The 15,609-nt window shown below is 59.4% G+C and carries 15 protein-coding genes; 3 read left to right on the forward strand and 12 right to left on the reverse strand.

Translation table 11 applies throughout. From position 1 onward, the window contains the following. Positions 1–157 precede the first annotated feature (157 nt). Positions 158–985, forward strand: coding sequence for a hypothetical protein (locus tag IEW18_RS12155; protein WP_229728722.1), 828 nt, complete (start codon positions 158–160; stop codon positions 983–985). A gap of 208 nt (positions 986–1,193) precedes the next feature. On the opposite strand, the gene trpS is transcribed toward IEW18_RS12155, so the two are convergent. The 10 genes from trpS to IEW18_RS12205 all read right to left on the reverse strand — a co-directional run bounded on the left by trpS (position 1,194) and on the right by IEW18_RS12205 (position 11,784). Next, entirely contained in the window at positions 1,194–2,171 is a 978-nt protein-coding gene (trpS, locus tag IEW18_RS12160; RefSeq protein WP_188558131.1) for a tryptophan--tRNA ligase, read from the reverse strand. Positions 2,172–2,190: 19 nt separating this feature from the next. Further along, on the reverse strand, positions 2,191–2,844 hold the full coding sequence (locus IEW18_RS12165; protein WP_188558132.1) for a hypothetical protein: 654 nt from the start codon (positions 2,842–2,844) through the stop codon (positions 2,191–2,193). 35 nt (positions 2,845–2,879) lie between these two features. Then, positions 2,880–3,629 (reverse strand): queuosine precursor transporter, encoded by a 750-nt coding sequence (locus tag IEW18_RS12170; RefSeq protein WP_188558133.1) that lies wholly within the window; start codon positions 3,627–3,629, stop codon positions 2,880–2,882. A gap of 81 nt (positions 3,630–3,710) precedes the next feature. Next, entirely contained in the window at positions 3,711–4,628 is a 918-nt protein-coding gene (locus IEW18_RS12175) for a ribonuclease Z (protein ID WP_188558134.1), read from the reverse strand. A 149-nt stretch (positions 4,629–4,777) separates the two neighbouring features. Beyond that, entirely contained in the window at positions 4,778–5,152 is a 375-nt protein-coding gene (locus tag IEW18_RS12180) for an STAS domain-containing protein (RefSeq protein WP_044002696.1), read from the reverse strand. A 101-nt stretch (positions 5,153–5,253) separates the two neighbouring features. Further along, positions 5,254–6,123, reverse strand: coding sequence for a DUF4198 domain-containing protein (locus IEW18_RS12185; RefSeq protein WP_188558135.1), 870 nt, complete (start codon positions 6,121–6,123; stop codon positions 5,254–5,256). A gap of 124 nt (positions 6,124–6,247) precedes the next feature. Beyond that, the gene (locus IEW18_RS12190; RefSeq protein WP_188558136.1) at positions 6,248–8,086 is read right to left on the reverse strand and encodes a glycosyltransferase; all 1,839 of its coding nucleotides are present in this window, start codon (positions 8,084–8,086) and stop codon (positions 6,248–6,250) included. Positions 8,087–8,237: 151 nt separating this feature from the next. Then, complete coding sequence (locus IEW18_RS12195; RefSeq protein WP_229728723.1) at positions 8,238–10,055, reverse strand: alpha-amylase family glycosyl hydrolase; 1,818 nt, start codon at positions 10,053–10,055, stop codon at positions 8,238–8,240. Positions 10,056–10,301: 246 nt separating this feature from the next. After that, positions 10,302–11,000, reverse strand: a complete 699-nt coding sequence (locus IEW18_RS12200) for a YetF domain-containing protein (RefSeq protein ID WP_188558137.1) — start codon at positions 10,998–11,000, stop codon at positions 10,302–10,304. Positions 11,001–11,094: 94 nt separating this feature from the next. Next, on the reverse strand, positions 11,095–11,784 hold the full coding sequence (locus tag IEW18_RS12205; protein ID WP_188558138.1) for a DUF421 domain-containing protein: 690 nt from the start codon (positions 11,782–11,784) through the stop codon (positions 11,095–11,097). A gap of 275 nt (positions 11,785–12,059) precedes the next feature. On the opposite strand from IEW18_RS12205, the gene IEW18_RS12210 reads away from it, so the two are divergent. Further along, on the forward strand, positions 12,060–12,461 hold the full coding sequence (locus IEW18_RS12210; RefSeq protein ID WP_188558139.1) for a DUF6960 family protein: 402 nt from the start codon (positions 12,060–12,062) through the stop codon (positions 12,459–12,461). A gap of 290 nt (positions 12,462–12,751) precedes the next feature. Here the strand turns inward: IEW18_RS12210 and IEW18_RS12215 are convergent, their stop codons facing one another. After that, complete coding sequence (locus IEW18_RS12215; RefSeq protein WP_188558140.1) at positions 12,752–14,098, reverse strand: YfcC family protein; 1,347 nt, start codon at positions 14,096–14,098, stop codon at positions 12,752–12,754. A gap of 327 nt (positions 14,099–14,425) precedes the next feature. Here IEW18_RS12215 and IEW18_RS12220 point away from each other — a divergent pair, with 327 nt between their 5' ends. After that, complete coding sequence (locus IEW18_RS12220) at positions 14,426–14,671, forward strand: hypothetical protein (protein WP_188558141.1); 246 nt, start codon at positions 14,426–14,428, stop codon at positions 14,669–14,671. Between the two features lie 169 nt (positions 14,672–14,840). Here the strand turns inward: IEW18_RS12220 and IEW18_RS12225 are convergent, their stop codons facing one another. After that, positions 14,841–15,443, reverse strand: a complete 603-nt coding sequence (locus tag IEW18_RS12225) for a hypothetical protein (protein ID WP_188558142.1) — start codon at positions 15,441–15,443, stop codon at positions 14,841–14,843. Between the last annotated feature and the right edge of the window lie 166 nt (positions 15,444–15,609).

The following is a 15,609-nucleotide window of genomic DNA, read 5'->3' on the forward strand; positions in this document are numbered from 1 at the left end:
TAAGCCGAAACCAGCACTGCCCGCAAGGAGGAACCAGGGCGTTACCAGAACTATAGCGAGTTGGTTTTGCGTAGATAGAACCTGACCTGGTGGCGTACAGCGCGCAGCCTTTTCATTACGGGCGTGTCTGGTTTAGCCCTTTTTGACTTGCTTTTTCATGGAAGAAACGCCCCATACTACGCCCATTTTCGCTACGCCACCCCAAACCGACGACGGTACGCCCGGTGCCCCCACGGCTGCTTCTAGCGGCGCGCCCAACACCGATGGCAACGCCCCCAACGCGCCCGGTGAGCCCGCACCAACGCCCGCCGACCGCCTCGACCAGATCTTTGATGGCCTGAAGCAAAAGTCGTCGGCCAAGCAGGCTATCTACCGCAACACCTTGGCTACCTTTGATTTGCTGCGCAAGGTGTCCCAGGAGCTGGTGGTGGAACTGAGCCGCAAAATTACCCCCGTCGACTCCACGGTCATTATTGAGTACCGGCCCGTCAACGACATGGAGTTTCACATCCGCTTCTCCGGCGACCTGCTCGTGTTTGTGCTGCACTCCAACATCGTGACCTTCCCCGAAGACTACGGCCCGATGGCCACCCAATACGTGCAGGATGATTTCCGCCGCCGGTTTTTCGGGCACATCATGGCCTATAACTTCATGGCCGACAGCATCAAGTACCAGCGCATGAATGACCCCGGCTACCTGGTTGGCCGCCTGCTCATTAACATCGACCAGCACTACTTCCTGGAAGGCGTGCAGCAGCTAGAACTGCCCGACAACGACATGTCGGATAACCTGGTTACGGAAGACGCGCTAAAGCTCTTCGTGGAAAGCGCCATGATTGCCGCCGTCAACAACGACCTGATTGCGCCCCCACTCGACGATATTCAGAAAATCAGCGTGAAACAGAAGCTGGAAAACCAACAGGTCAGCCGCGGCAGCAAAGTAGGCTTCAGCTTCTCCAATGAGCAAAAGCACATCAGCTACTAACTCAGTGAGGTAGTGACTGAGTGATTCGGTGAGGAATCATGGCAGATGACGGCGCGACGCCTTGTGCCCTAATCAACGTGCTACCCGCCAAGACGTTACAAGCCCTTACTTCGCACTGGAAGTAAGGGCTTGTTTGTTTCGTAAACTGGTCTTGTTGAGAGTGGAAAGAAGCCTTCGGCTGGCATTAACCACCCATTGTGTCACCGAATTACCGCCGGGAATAGCCTACCCGTTCGCGGACTTTGTTGAGCACTTCCGAGCCGTAGGCCTGGGCTTTTTGGGCGCCTTCGGCCAGCTTGCGGTCTACCTCGGGCAAGTTGTTGCTATAGAAGTTGAACTGCTCCCGCTCGGCGGCGAAACGCTGCACAATCAACTCGTAGAGGGCCGCTTTGGCGTGGCCGTAGCCGTAGCCACCGGCCTCGTAGCGCTGGCGCAGGTCGGCGGTTTCCTCGGCCGTGGCCAGCAGAGAATACAGTTTGAAGGTCGTATCCGTGTCGGGGTTCTTAGGCTCTTCGAGCGGGGTGCTGTCCGAAACGATGCTGCGGATGGTTTTGAGCAGGCTTTTGTCGTCGGCGAAAATGTCGATGATGTTGCCGTAGCTCTTGCTCATCTTCTGCCCATCCAAGCCGGGAATTGTCATCAGCTCGGCATCCACGCGGGCCTGGGGCAGCACAAAGGTTTCGCCGTAGCGGGTGTTGAACGCCGCGGCAATGTCGCGCGTGATTTCCAGGTGCTGAATCTGGTCTTTGCCCACGGGCACTACCTCCGCGTCGTAAAGCAGAATATCGGCGGCCATGAGCACGGGGTAGGTAAACAGGCCTGCATTCACGTTCGAGAGCCGGTCGCTTTTGTCCTTGAAGGAGTGGGCGTTGGCCAGCATGGGGTAGGGCGTGAAGCACGACAGATACCAGGTCAGCTCCGTTACCTGCGGCACGTCGGACTGGCGGTAGAACAGGTTTTTCTCCGTGTCGAAGCCACAGGCCAGCCAGGCGGCGGCTACGGCGTAGGTGTTCTGGCGCAGCAGCTCGGCGTCCCGCACCGTGGTGAGTGAGTGCAGGTCGGCAATAAAGTACAGCGACTCATTGGCAGCGTTTTTGGAAAGCTCAATGGCCGGAAGGATGGCGCCGAGCAGGTTGCCCAGGTGCGGGCGGCCCGTGCTCTGGATGCCGGTAAGGATGCGGGACATAATAGGTGCGGTTACCGATTTATTTGATGTTGTGGGCCTTTTCCATGGGGTAATTCAGGAAAGGCTCGTGGTTGTTGAAGGCGTGAATAAACGTCTCCAGATTGTAGATGGTGACTTTCTTAGCCTCTACTACTTTTACCAGATCCGGTCGGCTACCGACAAAAGACGATACCGCCTCCCGAAATTTTTTGCCTGCTCCGTCTAGCATGTTGTACGGAATGTCACTCGTTCCTGTCTCTCCGGCGCGTTGCAACAGATAGATGGAGGGACGTCTGGACGGTCCCAGGCCTGGAGCCCCACCAAAGCCGGGCGTACCACCATTAAACTCATACTCGTACCGCATTAACGATACAGCCCCGCTGTCCAGCAGTTGCACAAACTCGTGGTCGGCTATTCGCTCTGCAAGCGTCGTTTTAATGGTAAACCCGCTGGCTTTCACATACCGGGAGTTGCCGATACGGTAAGAGCGAACCTCCGCCCACGGATAGGCCAGTATTCTGCCAGCTTCTGCTTTTACCCGCAGGTTTTTGTTACCTACTTTGAGGAAGCCGACGTGCCGGACGTGAGCATTATTCTCCAAAATGTAGGAGCCTGGTTCAAAGTCGAATTGCGCTTGTGCACTTGTTGAAGTAGAAATAAGTAGGGCAGCAAACAGAAAGTACTGAAAACGCATGGAGAATAAGTCTGTAATCACAAAAGCCGGCTCAGCTACACACTCACATCAGCGGCGGCTTCCTGCTGCAGCTCCAGCGTTTCGTCCTGGCCCAAATATTGGTCGATGAGGTAGTGGGCCAGGTATAGAAGAGGCGTGAGCAGAATGGCCGCCGCAAATTTATACCAGTAGTTGGTGTTAGCCACGCTCAGTACCTGGTCAAAGGTCCAGTTGCCGAACACGTAGAAGGCCACGAACAAGACCACGAAGGAATCGACGAGCTGGGAAATGAGCGTGGAGCCCGTAGCGCGCAGCCACACGTAACGTCCGCCCGCTACCCGACGAAACCACTGGAACACCGAAGCATCCAGCACCTGCCCAATAATAAAGGCCGTGATGGAGCCAATGATAATGCCCAACCCCTGCCGGAAAATGCTCTGGTAGGCAAACTCAATGTTGAAGGGCCGCCCCTGGGCATCCTGGCTATTGACATCGAGCCAGAACTGGGCCGGGGGCAGCTTGGTAGTGGCCAGAATCACGAGGAAGGCGTACAGGATCAGCCCTACCGTGAGGAAGCTCACGCGCAGTACTCCTTCGCGCCCGAAGTACTCGTTGATAATATCAGTAGTGATAAACACCACGGGCCAGATGATAACGCCGGCCGTCAGGTTGCCGGGCAGGCCCAGCAGCGCATCCACCGAGAAGATTTTCACGCCAATAATTTCGGCCAGCAGGGCATTCACAATGAAAATGCCGCTGAGCACTAAGTAAAGCTGCTGCTTTTTCTGCGTAAAGGAGGAGGCCATAGAACGAGGGGAGAGGTGCGGTAGCGGCTAACAAAGCTCACTACGGGTCAGGAAATGAAGCCAGCTTATCCGGTGCCCCGCTTACTCAGTTATGCTCACCGATAGGCCTTCCACGGCCAACTCCGTCCACTCAAACATGGTTTTGGCTTCGGCCAGCAGGGGCTCCAGGTCGCGGTAGCGGCTGGAAAAGTGGCCGATGAGCAGGCGGTGCACCTCGGCGCGGCGGGCCAGCAACCCGGCCTGGCGGGCCGTGGAATGGTGGGTTACCAGCGCCCGGTCCCGCAACTCATCCAGGAAGGTAGCTTCGTGATAGAGCAAGTCCACGTCCCGTACCAGGTCGGCCAGGCTCTCGGTGTACAGTGTATCGGAGCAGAAGGCGTAGCTGCGGGCCCGCTTGGGCGCAATGGTTACGTGCCCGTTGGGCACCAGCAGCTGGCCCTGTTCATCATGCACGTCCTCGCCCAGGGTTAGGGCATGGAGCTGGGCGGGGGTAAGGCCGGGCGGCAGCAACTCGGGTAGCAAGCGGCGGCGCTTGGGCTTTTCCCGGAACAGGTAGCCGCAGCACGGAATACGGTGGCGCATGGGCAGCGTATGCACCGTCACGTTCTTGTCCTCGAAGATGACCTGGTGCTGGGTGGTATCAACGGGGGTGAACTCCAACTCGAAGCTCAGGTGGGTGTAGGAGTGCCGGAACTGCGCGGTCAGCACCTCATCCAGGCCGGGCGGGCCAAACAGGCGTAGCGGCTCCGTGCGCCCATTCAGGTGCATGGTACCCAGCAACCCGAAAAGCCCGAAGAAATGGTCGCCGTGGAGGTGGCTGATGAAAATGGTGTGAATGCGCTGATGGCGGATTTTGTGTTCCATCAGGCGGTGCTGGGTGCCTTCGCCACAGTCAATAAGGTACTGGCCATTACCCACCGTCAGGACCTGCGCCGTGTGGTGGCGGTCCAGGAACGGCGTAGCCGAGGCACTACCCAGAATTTTCAGCTCGAACTCCAAAATCCGCTAGGGGCTAGCCGCTGGGGGCAGTCAGCTTGATTGGTGAGAAGACAAACACAACGGCGGCCGAAAAAGAAAAAGCTGTTGACCAGTAGCCGTCAGTGTAAAACTAACAGCCAATAGTCAACAGCTAACAACCTACAAAAAAACTATTCTTTGCTAGTCAGGTCCCGCTCAATAGCGTGCAGGAAAATCCGGTCGATGCCTTCCTCCACCGTGGGCAGGATATGCAATACCGACTCCAGCTTGGAAATCGTAATAAGCTTCATCACGTGGTCCTGCAAACCCGTTAACACAAGTAAACCACCGGTAGAGTTGCAGAGGCGGTTGGCAATCAGAATGGAGCTAAGCCCTGAAGAGTCAGTGTACTTTACGTTGCTTAGGTCCAGAATCAGGTTGTTGATGCCCTCGGCATTCAGCTTCACGAATTCCGATTTCAGATCAGGCGCAACGGTAGTGTCGAGCTTTTTCTCGTCAATCGTGATAATCGTGTAGGTCTCCTTTTTATCTATTGAGTACTTCATACCGCAGGTCGTTCGGTGGTTATGGGAGTTGCGAAGGTAACAAAAAAACTATTTGGGCGTGAGCCAACGGTGAAGGACTTAAAAAGTGCAGTAGAGCTGCACTATGGCCTCTTTTGTTTGCTCACTCCGAACGTCAGGGTACTCCAGGTACTCTGCCAGTCAGCGGATTGGGTGGCGGGCGCGGGCACCATGCGCACAGCGCCGACAAGGTACTCACCTGCCCCCGATAAACGAAACAGCACCCGGCCGTTTTGGTTACTGCGAAGCGTACTTATTACCCTGGGTAAGGAGGTAGGGCCCCGGTACCAGAGCCGTAGCATCTGCCCCGCCACTGGCCGGCCCTCGGCCAGTACGCGCACCGTAAGCCCGGCGCCACTGGCCAAGGCGGGCGGGTTTTGCTCAGGTATCAGCTCCAGAGGCTGGCCCACCACGCGCGCCCACGTGCGGGCCGTATCGGGGGCAGCGGCGGGCCCCACCTGAATCAGGGTTTTGGCGCAGCGCCGGTAGGCCTCGCGGCCGGGCTGCCCGGTTTGGCCCCGTAGCTGGCGCTGAGCCAGGGCATAGTCGAGGCCTTCGGTTTGCAGGTAGGCGGTGAACTGCGCGGCGGGAAGCGTGGTAAAAGCGTTGTTGGTAACCAAGGCAACCAAGTGCGTACCAGACTGCCTCAGGGTAAGGGTGGTAGCCAGCGTATCGGGGGGTGTGGCCGGGGGTAGCAAATTGGCAGCCTCGGCGCCGGGGGCATAGTGCAGCAGCTGGGTTACCCGGTTGCTGCGGCCGGCCCAGGCTTGCCCCCGAAAATCAGGGCCGGTCAAGCGCCGCACGTGCACCGTTGCGCCCGGCAGTACAAAAAACTGCGCCGGCTCCAGCCAAAACTCATTAGCCAAGGCGGTGCCGGCAATCAGCACCGCCGCTACCCCGGCCAGGCAACTACTAGATACGGCAGGGGTAGGCGTCAGATTAGGCGGAAGCAAAAACGCGTGTTTTATACCGTGATCAACAACTGGCCTATACCGGCGGCCAGGGGCCAGTAAACAAGCAGCCAGCTACCACCAATACGGGAAGCTGGCTGCCTGCTGAGGTCGGAATGCGGGCCGGCTACTGCCGCTCCAGGGCCAGCTGGTAGGCCCGGTCGTAGTGCACGCGCAGGTTTTTCCAGTCGTAGAGCTCGGCGGAGCTTTCCACGTTGTTGCGCTGCATAATTCGCTCCCGACGGTTGAGCTGCACAAATTGCCAGAGCATTTCCGTCAGCTCCGCCGCCGATTCTTCAAAGCTCTTTTCCTGACGCTTCACCACGTAAATGCCCTTGGCTTCGTGGTCGGGCACGGTTTCCATCACGTAGTCGCCGAAGCCGGAGAGGTCACTGGTAATGGCTGGTACGCCGCGGGCCACGCACTCCAGCGGGGTGTAGCCCCAGGGCTCGTAGTAGCTGGGGAAGATGCCCAAGTGGCAGCCCCGCACAAACTGCCCGTACTCCATTCCAAACAAGGGTGAGGTAGGCGACACAAAATCAGGATGATACACGATTTTCACCCGGTCGTGCTGGTTGTTCACGAGGTTAGCGCGCCGCACGAAGTTGAGGATGTCGTCGGTGGCATCATCGACCAGGTTGTGGGTGATGACGGGGGGGAGGTTGGTGGTTTTCCAGCTTTGCAGGGTGCGCCGGTAGCGCAGCTTCCAGTAGTCGTCGACCAGGGCGTCGAGGTCGGGCAGGCGGTGGTCGGTGCCGGCCGCGGCGGCGTAAAACAGCCGCTCGCCCACCTGGCGCTCAATGGCCTCGCAGGTTTCCTGCACCTCATCCAGAATAGCCCGGCTCTGTAGCACCTGCGGATTGATGCTGTGGAAGGGACGCTTGGTAATGAAAAACATGACCACATTGCCTTCCAATCCGCTCTGCTGCAGGCGGTAGTTCAGGCGGGCCAGGGCCTCCAGGGTCAGGTCGAAGCCTTTGTTGTGGTACTCGTAGCGGCCGCTCGTGAACAGGTACAGGGTCTTGTCCAGATCAAAAGAGTAGCTCTGGAAGAAGTGCGCCATCACGAACTCGTGAATCTTCGATTTGTACTGCTGGTGCAGGTTCTGGAACTCGTGCAGGGCCACAAACCGCTCAATGTTCAGCCCGTTGGGTAGCACCGCGTCCGGAATCCGGTCGAGCAGGTAAATGCACTCCCGCACCGTCAGTTCGCTTACCGTGGTAAAGACGTGGGCGCCGTGGGCGGCGGCCCGCTCCATGGTTACGGCGGGCTCAATGTTGAAGTGCCGCGCCTCCGCCTGCCACTCTACCTGCATCAGGTGGTCGTAGAAGTTGGGGTCGTTCATGGCCAGGTAGCGGCCCAGCAGCGTAGCATGGGTAGTAAACACCAGATGCACGGGCACTTGGTCGCGGCGCAGGGCCGGAATGGCTACTCCCGTCATCCACTCGTGGAAGTGCGCTACCAGCCGCTGGGGCGGCACAACTTCGGTGGCCAGCACTTCCAGAAAAATCTTGGCCAGGTCGCCGAAGGCCACTACCTGGTGCAGCAAATCGTCGGTATCGGGCGTTGGAATCGTGTGGTGGTGCCAGAGGTCCGATTTAATCTGACCCAGCCGGGGGTAGGCCTGGTAGGGGTTAATCAGCACTACCCGGGGGCGGCCCGTTACCAGCCAAATGCCCAGGCAGATGTCGTAGCCGCGCTTGCGCATCTGGCGCACGGCGCCGGCAAACGGGTCGTTGAGGGCGGCCATCTGCTGGTCATCGTAGGGCTCAAACTCACCCTGGGCCTGGTTGGCAAAATAAGGCCCGAGCAGGCAGTACCGGTCGTCCCAGGCCTGCACGGTGGCGGGTACTTTGCTGCGGATAACCGTATAAATGCCCCCCACCTGGTTGCAAACCTCCCAGGCTACTTCCACGAGTAGGGCGTCCGGGGCAATAGGATCGGGGGCGGGAGCAGGAACTTGCATGGGAAAGATAATTCGGTGGGAGTAGCGGCAAGATATGGTTCTAGCAGGGTTTCGCACGTAAAAAGAGCGGTGATTTGCCGGAGCCGCCAGTTTTTTTACTGCCGACCGGCACATCACCGCTCTTCTACGCAAGAGTGCCCGCCGGCAAGTATTACTCCGGCTCCTGGGAAAGAATCAGCACTGAGTACGGCGCCAGCCCAAAGGTGCCGTGGAAAGGCTGGTCATCATACACCCCATATTCCGCCTCAGTATCGACGCTCTCAAAGTTGCCGAACTCCTGGTCGTAGCCCTGCCAGTCGGAGTTGAAGCGCACGCGCCACCGGCCTGCGCGCGGCAAGCCAATGGTGTAAGCGGGGTGGGCGCGGTCGGCGAAGTTGCAGAGCACCACGGTCGTGTCGCCGGGGCCGCCCTGGTCACGGCGGATGTAAGCCAGGATTTTATCTTCGTTGTTGAGGTGGGATATATCCACGCGCTGGCCCAGCAGGCCCCGGGTGTTTCCGCTCAGGTTGCGCCGCAACCGAATCAGGTCCTGGTAGAGGCGCACCAGGCCGGCGTGCGTTTCGGCCCGGCTCCAGTCCAGGGGCTGGTCGTCGGAGAAAGAGCCGTCGGCCAGCATGTTCTGCCCCTGAAAAATCATGGGAATGCCGGGGACCGTAAATACCAGGGCCGCGCCCAGGGTAGAGCGCTTTTTCGGAAACCAGGAAGCGGCATTGCCCGGCATGATTTCCTCCGTCACGCGCGCCTTGCCGTTGGCTACCTCGTCGTGCGACTCCGTGTAGATGACGCGCTGAAAGGCGTCGCCGTTGTAGGTTTTGCTCACAGCCTCGGCCACAGCCTCCATGTTCCGGTCGGCGTCGTGGGGGGTAGTCAGCGCGTCGCGGATGGGGTACACGAAGCACGCGTCCCACTGGGCCGAAAAACCCTGGCCGTTTTCTTCCGGCGCCCTCGTGATGTACTCGTTGCCCAGCAGGTCCTCGGCAATGGTAATCTTCCAGGGCATCACGGCCCGGATTTCTTCATTAATCCAGCGCATCAGGCTCCAGCCCTCGGGCAGGTCGCGGGAGGCGTCGGTGGTGCCGTCCACGTTGCGGATGTGGGCAATGGCGTCGCAGCGCAACCCGTCTACCCGGTACTCCTCCAGCCACATCAGGGCATTGTCGCGGATGTAGCGGCGCACGGCGTCGCGGCCGTAGTCGGGGCGGTTGTGGCCCCAGGGCGTTTCGGCGCGCCAGTCGTTGTAGAAATAAATGCCGCCCCCGTCGTTTTCATGCCAGCCATCAAACTGCCACAAATCCAGGTCGCCGGGGCCAAAGTGGTTGTAGACGACGTCCAAAATAACGGCAATGCCGCGGCGGTGGGCCTGCTTGATAAACTTCTTGAAGGCCACGGCCCCGCCGTAATCGGTTTCAATGGCGAAGGGGTGAGCCGGATTATAGCCCCAGGACAAGCTGCCCGGAAACTCAGTGGCCGGCATCACCTCCACGGCATTAATGCCTAGCTCCTGCAAGTGGTCCAGCTTGTCAATAGCATCCAGGAAAGTGCCGGGCCGGGCACGGTCGGGGGCGTGAAAGGTGCCAATGTGCAGTTCATAGATAACCAGCTCATTCCAGGCCGGCATCTGAAACTCGTCGTTTTCCCAGTCAAAATCGGGGTCCGGTACCACGGAGTTGCCGGCCGAGTGCGTGACCTCGCGGGCGTACGGGTCGTTGCGGGTCAGCGCGCCGGTGGGCGTGGTGAGGTGGAATTTATATTCCGTGCCGGGGGAGAGGTCCGCAAAGTCGGCGGCCCAGTAGCCCTCGGTTTCGGGGCTGAGCAGGTGGGTAGTGGCGTCCCACTCGTTAAAGGGGCCGACCAGGGCTACGGCCGTAGCCGCCGGGGCCCACACACGGAAGGTGGTACCGTGTTCGTGCGGAAGAGCGCCCATGCCGGCTTGCAGCACGGGGGCGGGGAGAAGGTCAGTTTTAGGCATTGGTTGTCGATGGAAAGGAGCGGGGAAGCTCGACAACCGCTCATACTGCTTGCACAACCGTTAGGTTGTAGCACGGCAGCTAAGCCCCTGAAACTGAAAGCAACGGATCTGTATTTTATCTTTCGGAGCAAAGTCGATTTCAGCCTAGTCGGCTTACTACCCGGTGGCTGCGACCTTACATTTTCGGGCGAACAGGGCTGCCCCATCCAGGGTAGCGGCGCCAGGGCCTGCCGCGGCGGGCAAAGGTTAGCCTGAGGTAACGGCGGTAGTCCAGCGGTTTTGCTGGCACCGGGGACAGGCGTGGTGTGGCTCCGCTGGTTGGTGGCGTTCCAGGTGGCCACAGCGCAGGCAGGCAAAGATGTTGGGCGCTTTCTGCTGCTGCTGAATGTAGTCCTCATCCCAGTCCGGAATTAGGGTCAGGCCGGGGTGGGGCGGCTCCTGGCGCAGCAAGGTAAAGTCGCCGTTGGCTTCCATGTAGAGGCGCTTCACCTGCCCTAGCTGGTCGATGCTGGAGGAGCGGAGCTGGGCGAACAGCCGCTCCTGGGGCAGGACTACCTCCCGCATCTTGTCCAGGTTCAGGCAGCCGTCTTCCACCATAATAGCAATATCATCCTGCGACACTTCCTCGAACTTCTTGCTGCGTAGCGTGCGGGCGGCAATGTAGCGCTGGCCCCGCACAATAAGCAGGGTAATGCACATGGGCGGTAGCAGGCCCCGGTCGGGAGCTTGGATGGGTACCCCGATGGCGGCGGCCAGCGAAACCAGAGCGGCCATTTCGTTGCGGCTGAGCTGGGCACCCATGCGCTTGCCCATGAGCCGCATGGCCAGCAGCAGCAAGGCGTAAAAGAAGATGCCCCGCAGCAGCGTTTCCAGCAGAAAGCTCCACGGCACGTCGCCCAGAAAGAACCGCAACGGGTCAAATAAGTGGAAATCCTCGGGTTTCATAGCACAACGTAAAGGCGTGAGTGAGGTAGCCTAGCCGCTACTGCCGGTGGGCCGAAAGGAGTTGTGAGTCAGCTTTGCAGTCGGGTGGGCGCGCTTACTCTGCGGCCGTTACCCACTGCTCCTGGCCGCAGTTGCGGCACCGGGCGCCGGTGTGGTCGGTGGGAGTAGCCAGGTAGCCGCAGTAATTGCACGTTTTCTGATTGGGGGCCTGGGGCTGCTCCTGGCGGAGCCTGTCGTCTTGCTCGGGCAGCACCGAGAGGCCGGGCACGGCAGGGGTGCGCCTGAAGATGCTGAAGGAGCCGTCGGCCTCCATGTACACCCGCTTTACCTGCCCCAGATGGGTAATCTTCTCGGCCCGCAGCTGGGCGAAGAGTTGCTCGTGCGAAACCCGTTCTTCCTGGAGCTTTTCAATTTGCAGCACCCCGTCTTTAGCCAGAACGGTCACGTCGCCTTGCAGCACTACCTCCACCCGCCGCCGTTTGAGGGCCAGCCCGTTGAGGCCACGCTGCAGAAACAGCACCAGCAGCAGCAGGACCACGGCCGGCAGCAGGCCCCGGTTCGGAATCTGCATGGGCACGGCCACAATGGCACCCAGCATCACCATCACGGCCAGCTCCGTTATGGTTAGCTGGGCGTTCATGCGCTTGCCCATCAGGCGCATGACCAGCAGGAAAATAAAGTAGATAAGCAAGGTGCGCACCAACACTTCCAGGGTAAATTCCAGGGGCGCGTCGCCAAACAGAATGCGCTTCCAGTCGCCGAAGCGGATGTCTTCTTTCTTCATAAGACGCCGTGGCTTTTCGTCGTAATGCGGAAGCTGCCCTGCCTAGCTGCCCAAGCTGCTACCCTCTCCACAGGGCTGAACGAACAGGCCAGGCTGGTAGTTATACCGAAAAGGCGGAAATTGCCTCCGTATAAATGCGGCCTTGCCGGTGATGCTGACCCGCAGGTAGGCGGCCCGACACGGGGTTGCTGCTCAGCACTTACCGGGAGGGTAAACGGCTATGTTGTAGCTGGCGCTGTCCGCTCATTTCATCCAATACTCTGCTTCTTTTATCCGTGCCTCGTCCGAAACCTGTTATTTACGGCCTGTACTCCTGGACTCCCGAGTTCGGCCTGAGTTACTTGCACCCGGCCAACCGCCGCTCCTTTGAGTGGCTGGAACCCCTGGGCAAAGTCTTTGAAAAGATTGATGAAACCGAAGACTGGATTTTGCTGCGCTACGATGAGCAGCAGTTTAAAGTCAGCCGCGACTTGTTCCGGGAGCTGTACGGAAAGCCGCCCTTCAGCTTCGGCGACCTGGTAGAGCAAGTCAACCCCGAACCCGGCCAGCCGGCCCACCGTGGCCTGATTTCCGATGTATTCTGGGATGAAGCCACCGACCGGGCCCGCTTTCAGATTGTGGAGAAGAAGCGCAAAGTAAAGCGCATCTTCGAAGCCGACGAGCTACGCCTGGCCTAGGCTGCCTGAACAGTCAGGGCTTATGCATTGCAGCATGCTTGGCTTGACGGCCTTGTAGTCTACTATCCGCAGAGCCCAGCAAGAGTTGCGCTTGGGTTGGAGGTGGTAGAGGCTTAGTTTCGTTAGCGCCCGTTGTCCTGAGCGTACGTCTGGGCAAGCGCAAAACCTGTCATCCTGAGCAGCGCGCTTGATACGCGGAGTGCTCAGGATAACAGGTTTTTATTTCAGAAACGCTTAAAAAAAGCTTTTAAGCGCTAGGATGATGGCCTTACTAAAGGCATCAAGAGCTGTTACAAGCCTACCACGATACCGATTATAATAGCCACGGCCGCCAGCACCACCAGCGCCAGATAAAGCGGAAAGGCAAAGCGCCACCACTCATCGAACCGCACGCCACAGGCCGCCACAATGGCCATGAGGGCCCCGTTGGTGGGCGTTATCAGCTCGCAAAGACCAGCGCCGTATTGGTAGGCCAGCACCGTAACCTGACGCGAGAGGCCGATAAGGTCGGAGAGGGGTACCAGAAGGGGCATGGTGAGTACGGCCTGCCCGCTGACGCTGGGTACGGGCAAATGCAGGGCCGTGTGCACGCCCATCATGCCCAGGGCCGCCGTCCAGGCTGGCAGGCCGGCCAGCGGGGCCGAGAGGCCGTTGACGATGGTATCCACAATCTGGCCCTGCTCCAGCACCACGAAGATGGCCCGGGCAAACCCGATGAGCAGGGCAGAAAAGGCAATGTCGCGGAAGCCGGCAATGAAGCCCTCGGCCGTACCCGTGAGGCCCAAGCCGCCCACTAGGCCTGCCACTACCCCCAGCGTAAAGAACAAAGCCGCCATCTGCTCAAACTCCCAGCCCAACTGCAACACCCCGTAGGCGAAAAAGGCAAACCCGCTGAACAGGAGCAGCAACACCAGGCCGTGGTTGCGCCCGGCGGCCAGGGCGCCCGGGTCGGTGGCTTCGGCGGTTTCGGGCGGTAGGCGGTGGCGCACGGCGTAGCGCACGGTGCCCGCAATCCAGATGGCGAGGGCCAGCAGCAGAAACGCCAGGCGGAAGCCGCCGCCGGAAAGCAGGGGCAGTTGGGCCAGCTTCTGGGCAATGCCTACCTGAAACGGATTCAGGGGGCTGAAGGCCGCCCCCACGGCCGCGGAGCCAATGCTGACGGCGGCGGCCGTAACGGTAGGGTAGCCAATGCGGCGCATCAAAATCAAGAGCACGGGCACCAGGGGCACAATTTCCTCCTGCATATTTTCCAGGGCTCCCATGGTGGCAAACAGCACCGAAATAATGGGAATCACCACGGCCTCGCGCCCCTGAAACTTCAGCAGCAGCCAATCGACGCCCCGCCGCAGGGCGCCCGTCAGGTCGACGACGGTGAAGGCCCCGCCGGCCAGGAACACCAGGAAAATCACGGAAGCCGCGTCTACCAGGCCCTTCGGAATATCTACCAGCGCCTGCAGGGGACTAACCGGGGAGGCCGGCACCCGGTGGTAGGAGCCGGCAATAACTACCTCCCGGCCCGTCAGGGCATCGGTGTGGCGCTCAAATACGCCCGCGGGCAGCAGGTAGCTCAGCAGGCAAGCCAGCAAAATAAAACCCACCAGCAAAACCAGCGGATGCGGAAAGCGAATCGTCTTCATCCCGCGAAGATGGGAAATAGTAGGGCGGTGAGATGGTGATTCAGTGAGTTAATGAGTTCGGTTGGGTGCGCAGCGCGGTGTTGTCATCCTTAAAATCACAAGCAGCAAGCGCAGCAGGACACTAGTATGGCAACGGCCGGGCGCCCGCTGCGTCGGCTTTATTTCCGGCGCAGAACGCTCGCCAGCAGGAACATCGAGTTACCTGCTAGCGGCCTTAAATCCTGATGGTTGTATCGTGGCGAGTGAAGCCCAGCTCTGATGCAAGTTACTACATCACTTAATTACCAAATCACCGTCCAGCGGTATCTTTGGGTACTGGAGCTGCTCATGAAATTTGCCGAATTCAAACAACTAAACATGTTCCGCCAGGCGGAGCACCTGCGTCGCCACGGCCACCTGCTGGCCGAGCGGCGGCAGGACAGCTTCCGCCTGCGCCTGTTTGCCGCCGCCGACTTTTACGCCGAGGAATGGTGCGAGTGGGATGAGGAGCGAATTCTCTTCATTCATCTGTTCCAGCACCCGGCCGGCCTGCACGAATACCTCCACGCCATCCGGTTGCCCAAGGAGCTATAGGGTAGCCAGCAGCAAGCCGCGGCCGTTTGCCCTGCTGAAATCGACTACCCGCCGCAAGCGGCCCAGCCGCACCGACGAGCTACACCCCAATAGGAGCTTCTTCCTCAACTACGGGCGGCACCGTAGCGTGGCGCTACCGCGGAAGATACCCGCTGATGGCCCGGCCATGTTACTGGCGCTCAATCTCCACTATTTCGTCCTTGTTGAGCATTATCTTCAGGTCGTAGCGGGTAAGCTCCACGGGCTCCGGGGCGAAGTTTTCCGGCTTGTTCAATTCCTCGGCGCCGGTTTCAGTGTCAATTTCGTAGTTGTTGGCCAGCAGCTTTACGCTGTTGCCGGCTACTTCCTGCACTTTCAGCAGAGAGTAATGCCCGTTCTCGGTGCGGATGTAGTACAGGTCGCCTTTGTGGGGGGCAGTTATGAATGTCTGATTAGCCTCCTGGCTGAGGCTGTTGCTTACCACGCCCCACAACACCCCAAGCGCGGCCAGGGCTGCCCCCGCAAAGTGCCATAGCGGCACGCCGGCGCGCTGCTTTACCGTCTGAAATTCCTGGCGTAGCGCGGGGGGCATTTCCGTGGGGCGCAGAACCTGCCGGCAGTGCCCGCACTCTGAGCCGCCCGTTTTGCCCAGCGGAAACAGGGGTACCCAGTACACGTGGGCATAGCGCCCCAGCACACTCACGCGCAGGCTATCCGGGGTAGCGCAGGTGGGGCAGGAGCCAGCCACGGGTTCAGTACGCAGGTGGGAAGTTCGGTAGCCGTAGATAATCATATGCAGAAGGTGGGAGGTAAGCAGAGAGGCGAGGCAAGTCCTTAGAAAGTGCTAAAATGCCAGTCAGAGCAAGAAGTGTTGGATTTAAAGCATTAATATTCGGAAATATATTGAATTTCATAATTAAAAGAGGGTAAGTCAGCGGAGCTGGAGCTCTGCTGGCTTA

It is taken from the genome of Hymenobacter glacieicola (assembly GCF_014640315.1).
Lineage (GTDB): Bacteria > Bacteroidota > Bacteroidia > Cytophagales > Hymenobacteraceae > Hymenobacter > Hymenobacter glacieicola.

Excerpts from the sequence above, each read along its gene's own strand:
- IEW18_RS12170 (WP_188558133.1), bottom strand. The coding sequence starts at position 3,629 with ATGGCCTCCTCCTTTACGCAGAAAAAGCAGCAGCTTTACTTAGTGCTC.
- IEW18_RS12195 (WP_229728723.1), bottom strand. The coding sequence starts at position 10,055 with ATGCCTAAAACTGACCTTCTCCCCGCCCCCGTGCTGCAAGCCGGCATG.
- IEW18_RS12220 (WP_188558141.1), top strand. The coding sequence starts at position 14,426 with ATGAAATTTGCCGAATTCAAACAACTAAACATGTTCCGCCAGGCGGAG.
- trpS (WP_188558131.1), bottom strand. The coding sequence starts at position 2,171 with ATGTCCCGCATCCTTACCGGCATCCAGAGCACGGGCCGCCCGCACCTG.
- IEW18_RS12200 (WP_188558137.1), bottom strand. The coding sequence starts at position 11,000 with ATGAAACCCGAGGATTTCCACTTATTTGACCCGTTGCGGTTCTTTCTG.
- IEW18_RS12225 (WP_188558142.1), bottom strand. The coding sequence starts at position 15,443 with ATGATTATCTACGGCTACCGAACTTCCCACCTGCGTACTGAACCCGTG.
- IEW18_RS12205 (WP_188558138.1), bottom strand. The coding sequence starts at position 11,784 with ATGAAGAAAGAAGACATCCGCTTCGGCGACTGGAAGCGCATTCTGTTT.
- IEW18_RS12215 (WP_188558140.1), bottom strand. The coding sequence starts at position 14,098 with ATGAAGACGATTCGCTTTCCGCATCCGCTGGTTTTGCTGGTGGGTTTT.
- IEW18_RS12180 (WP_044002696.1), bottom strand. The coding sequence starts at position 5,152 with ATGAAGTACTCAATAGATAAAAAGGAGACCTACACGATTATCACGATT.
- IEW18_RS12155 (WP_229728722.1), top strand. The coding sequence starts at position 158 with ATGGAAGAAACGCCCCATACTACGCCCATTTTCGCTACGCCACCCCAA.
- IEW18_RS12165 (WP_188558132.1), bottom strand. The coding sequence starts at position 2,844 with ATGCGTTTTCAGTACTTTCTGTTTGCTGCCCTACTTATTTCTACTTCA.
- IEW18_RS12190 (WP_188558136.1), bottom strand. The coding sequence starts at position 8,086 with ATGCAAGTTCCTGCTCCCGCCCCCGATCCTATTGCCCCGGACGCCCTA.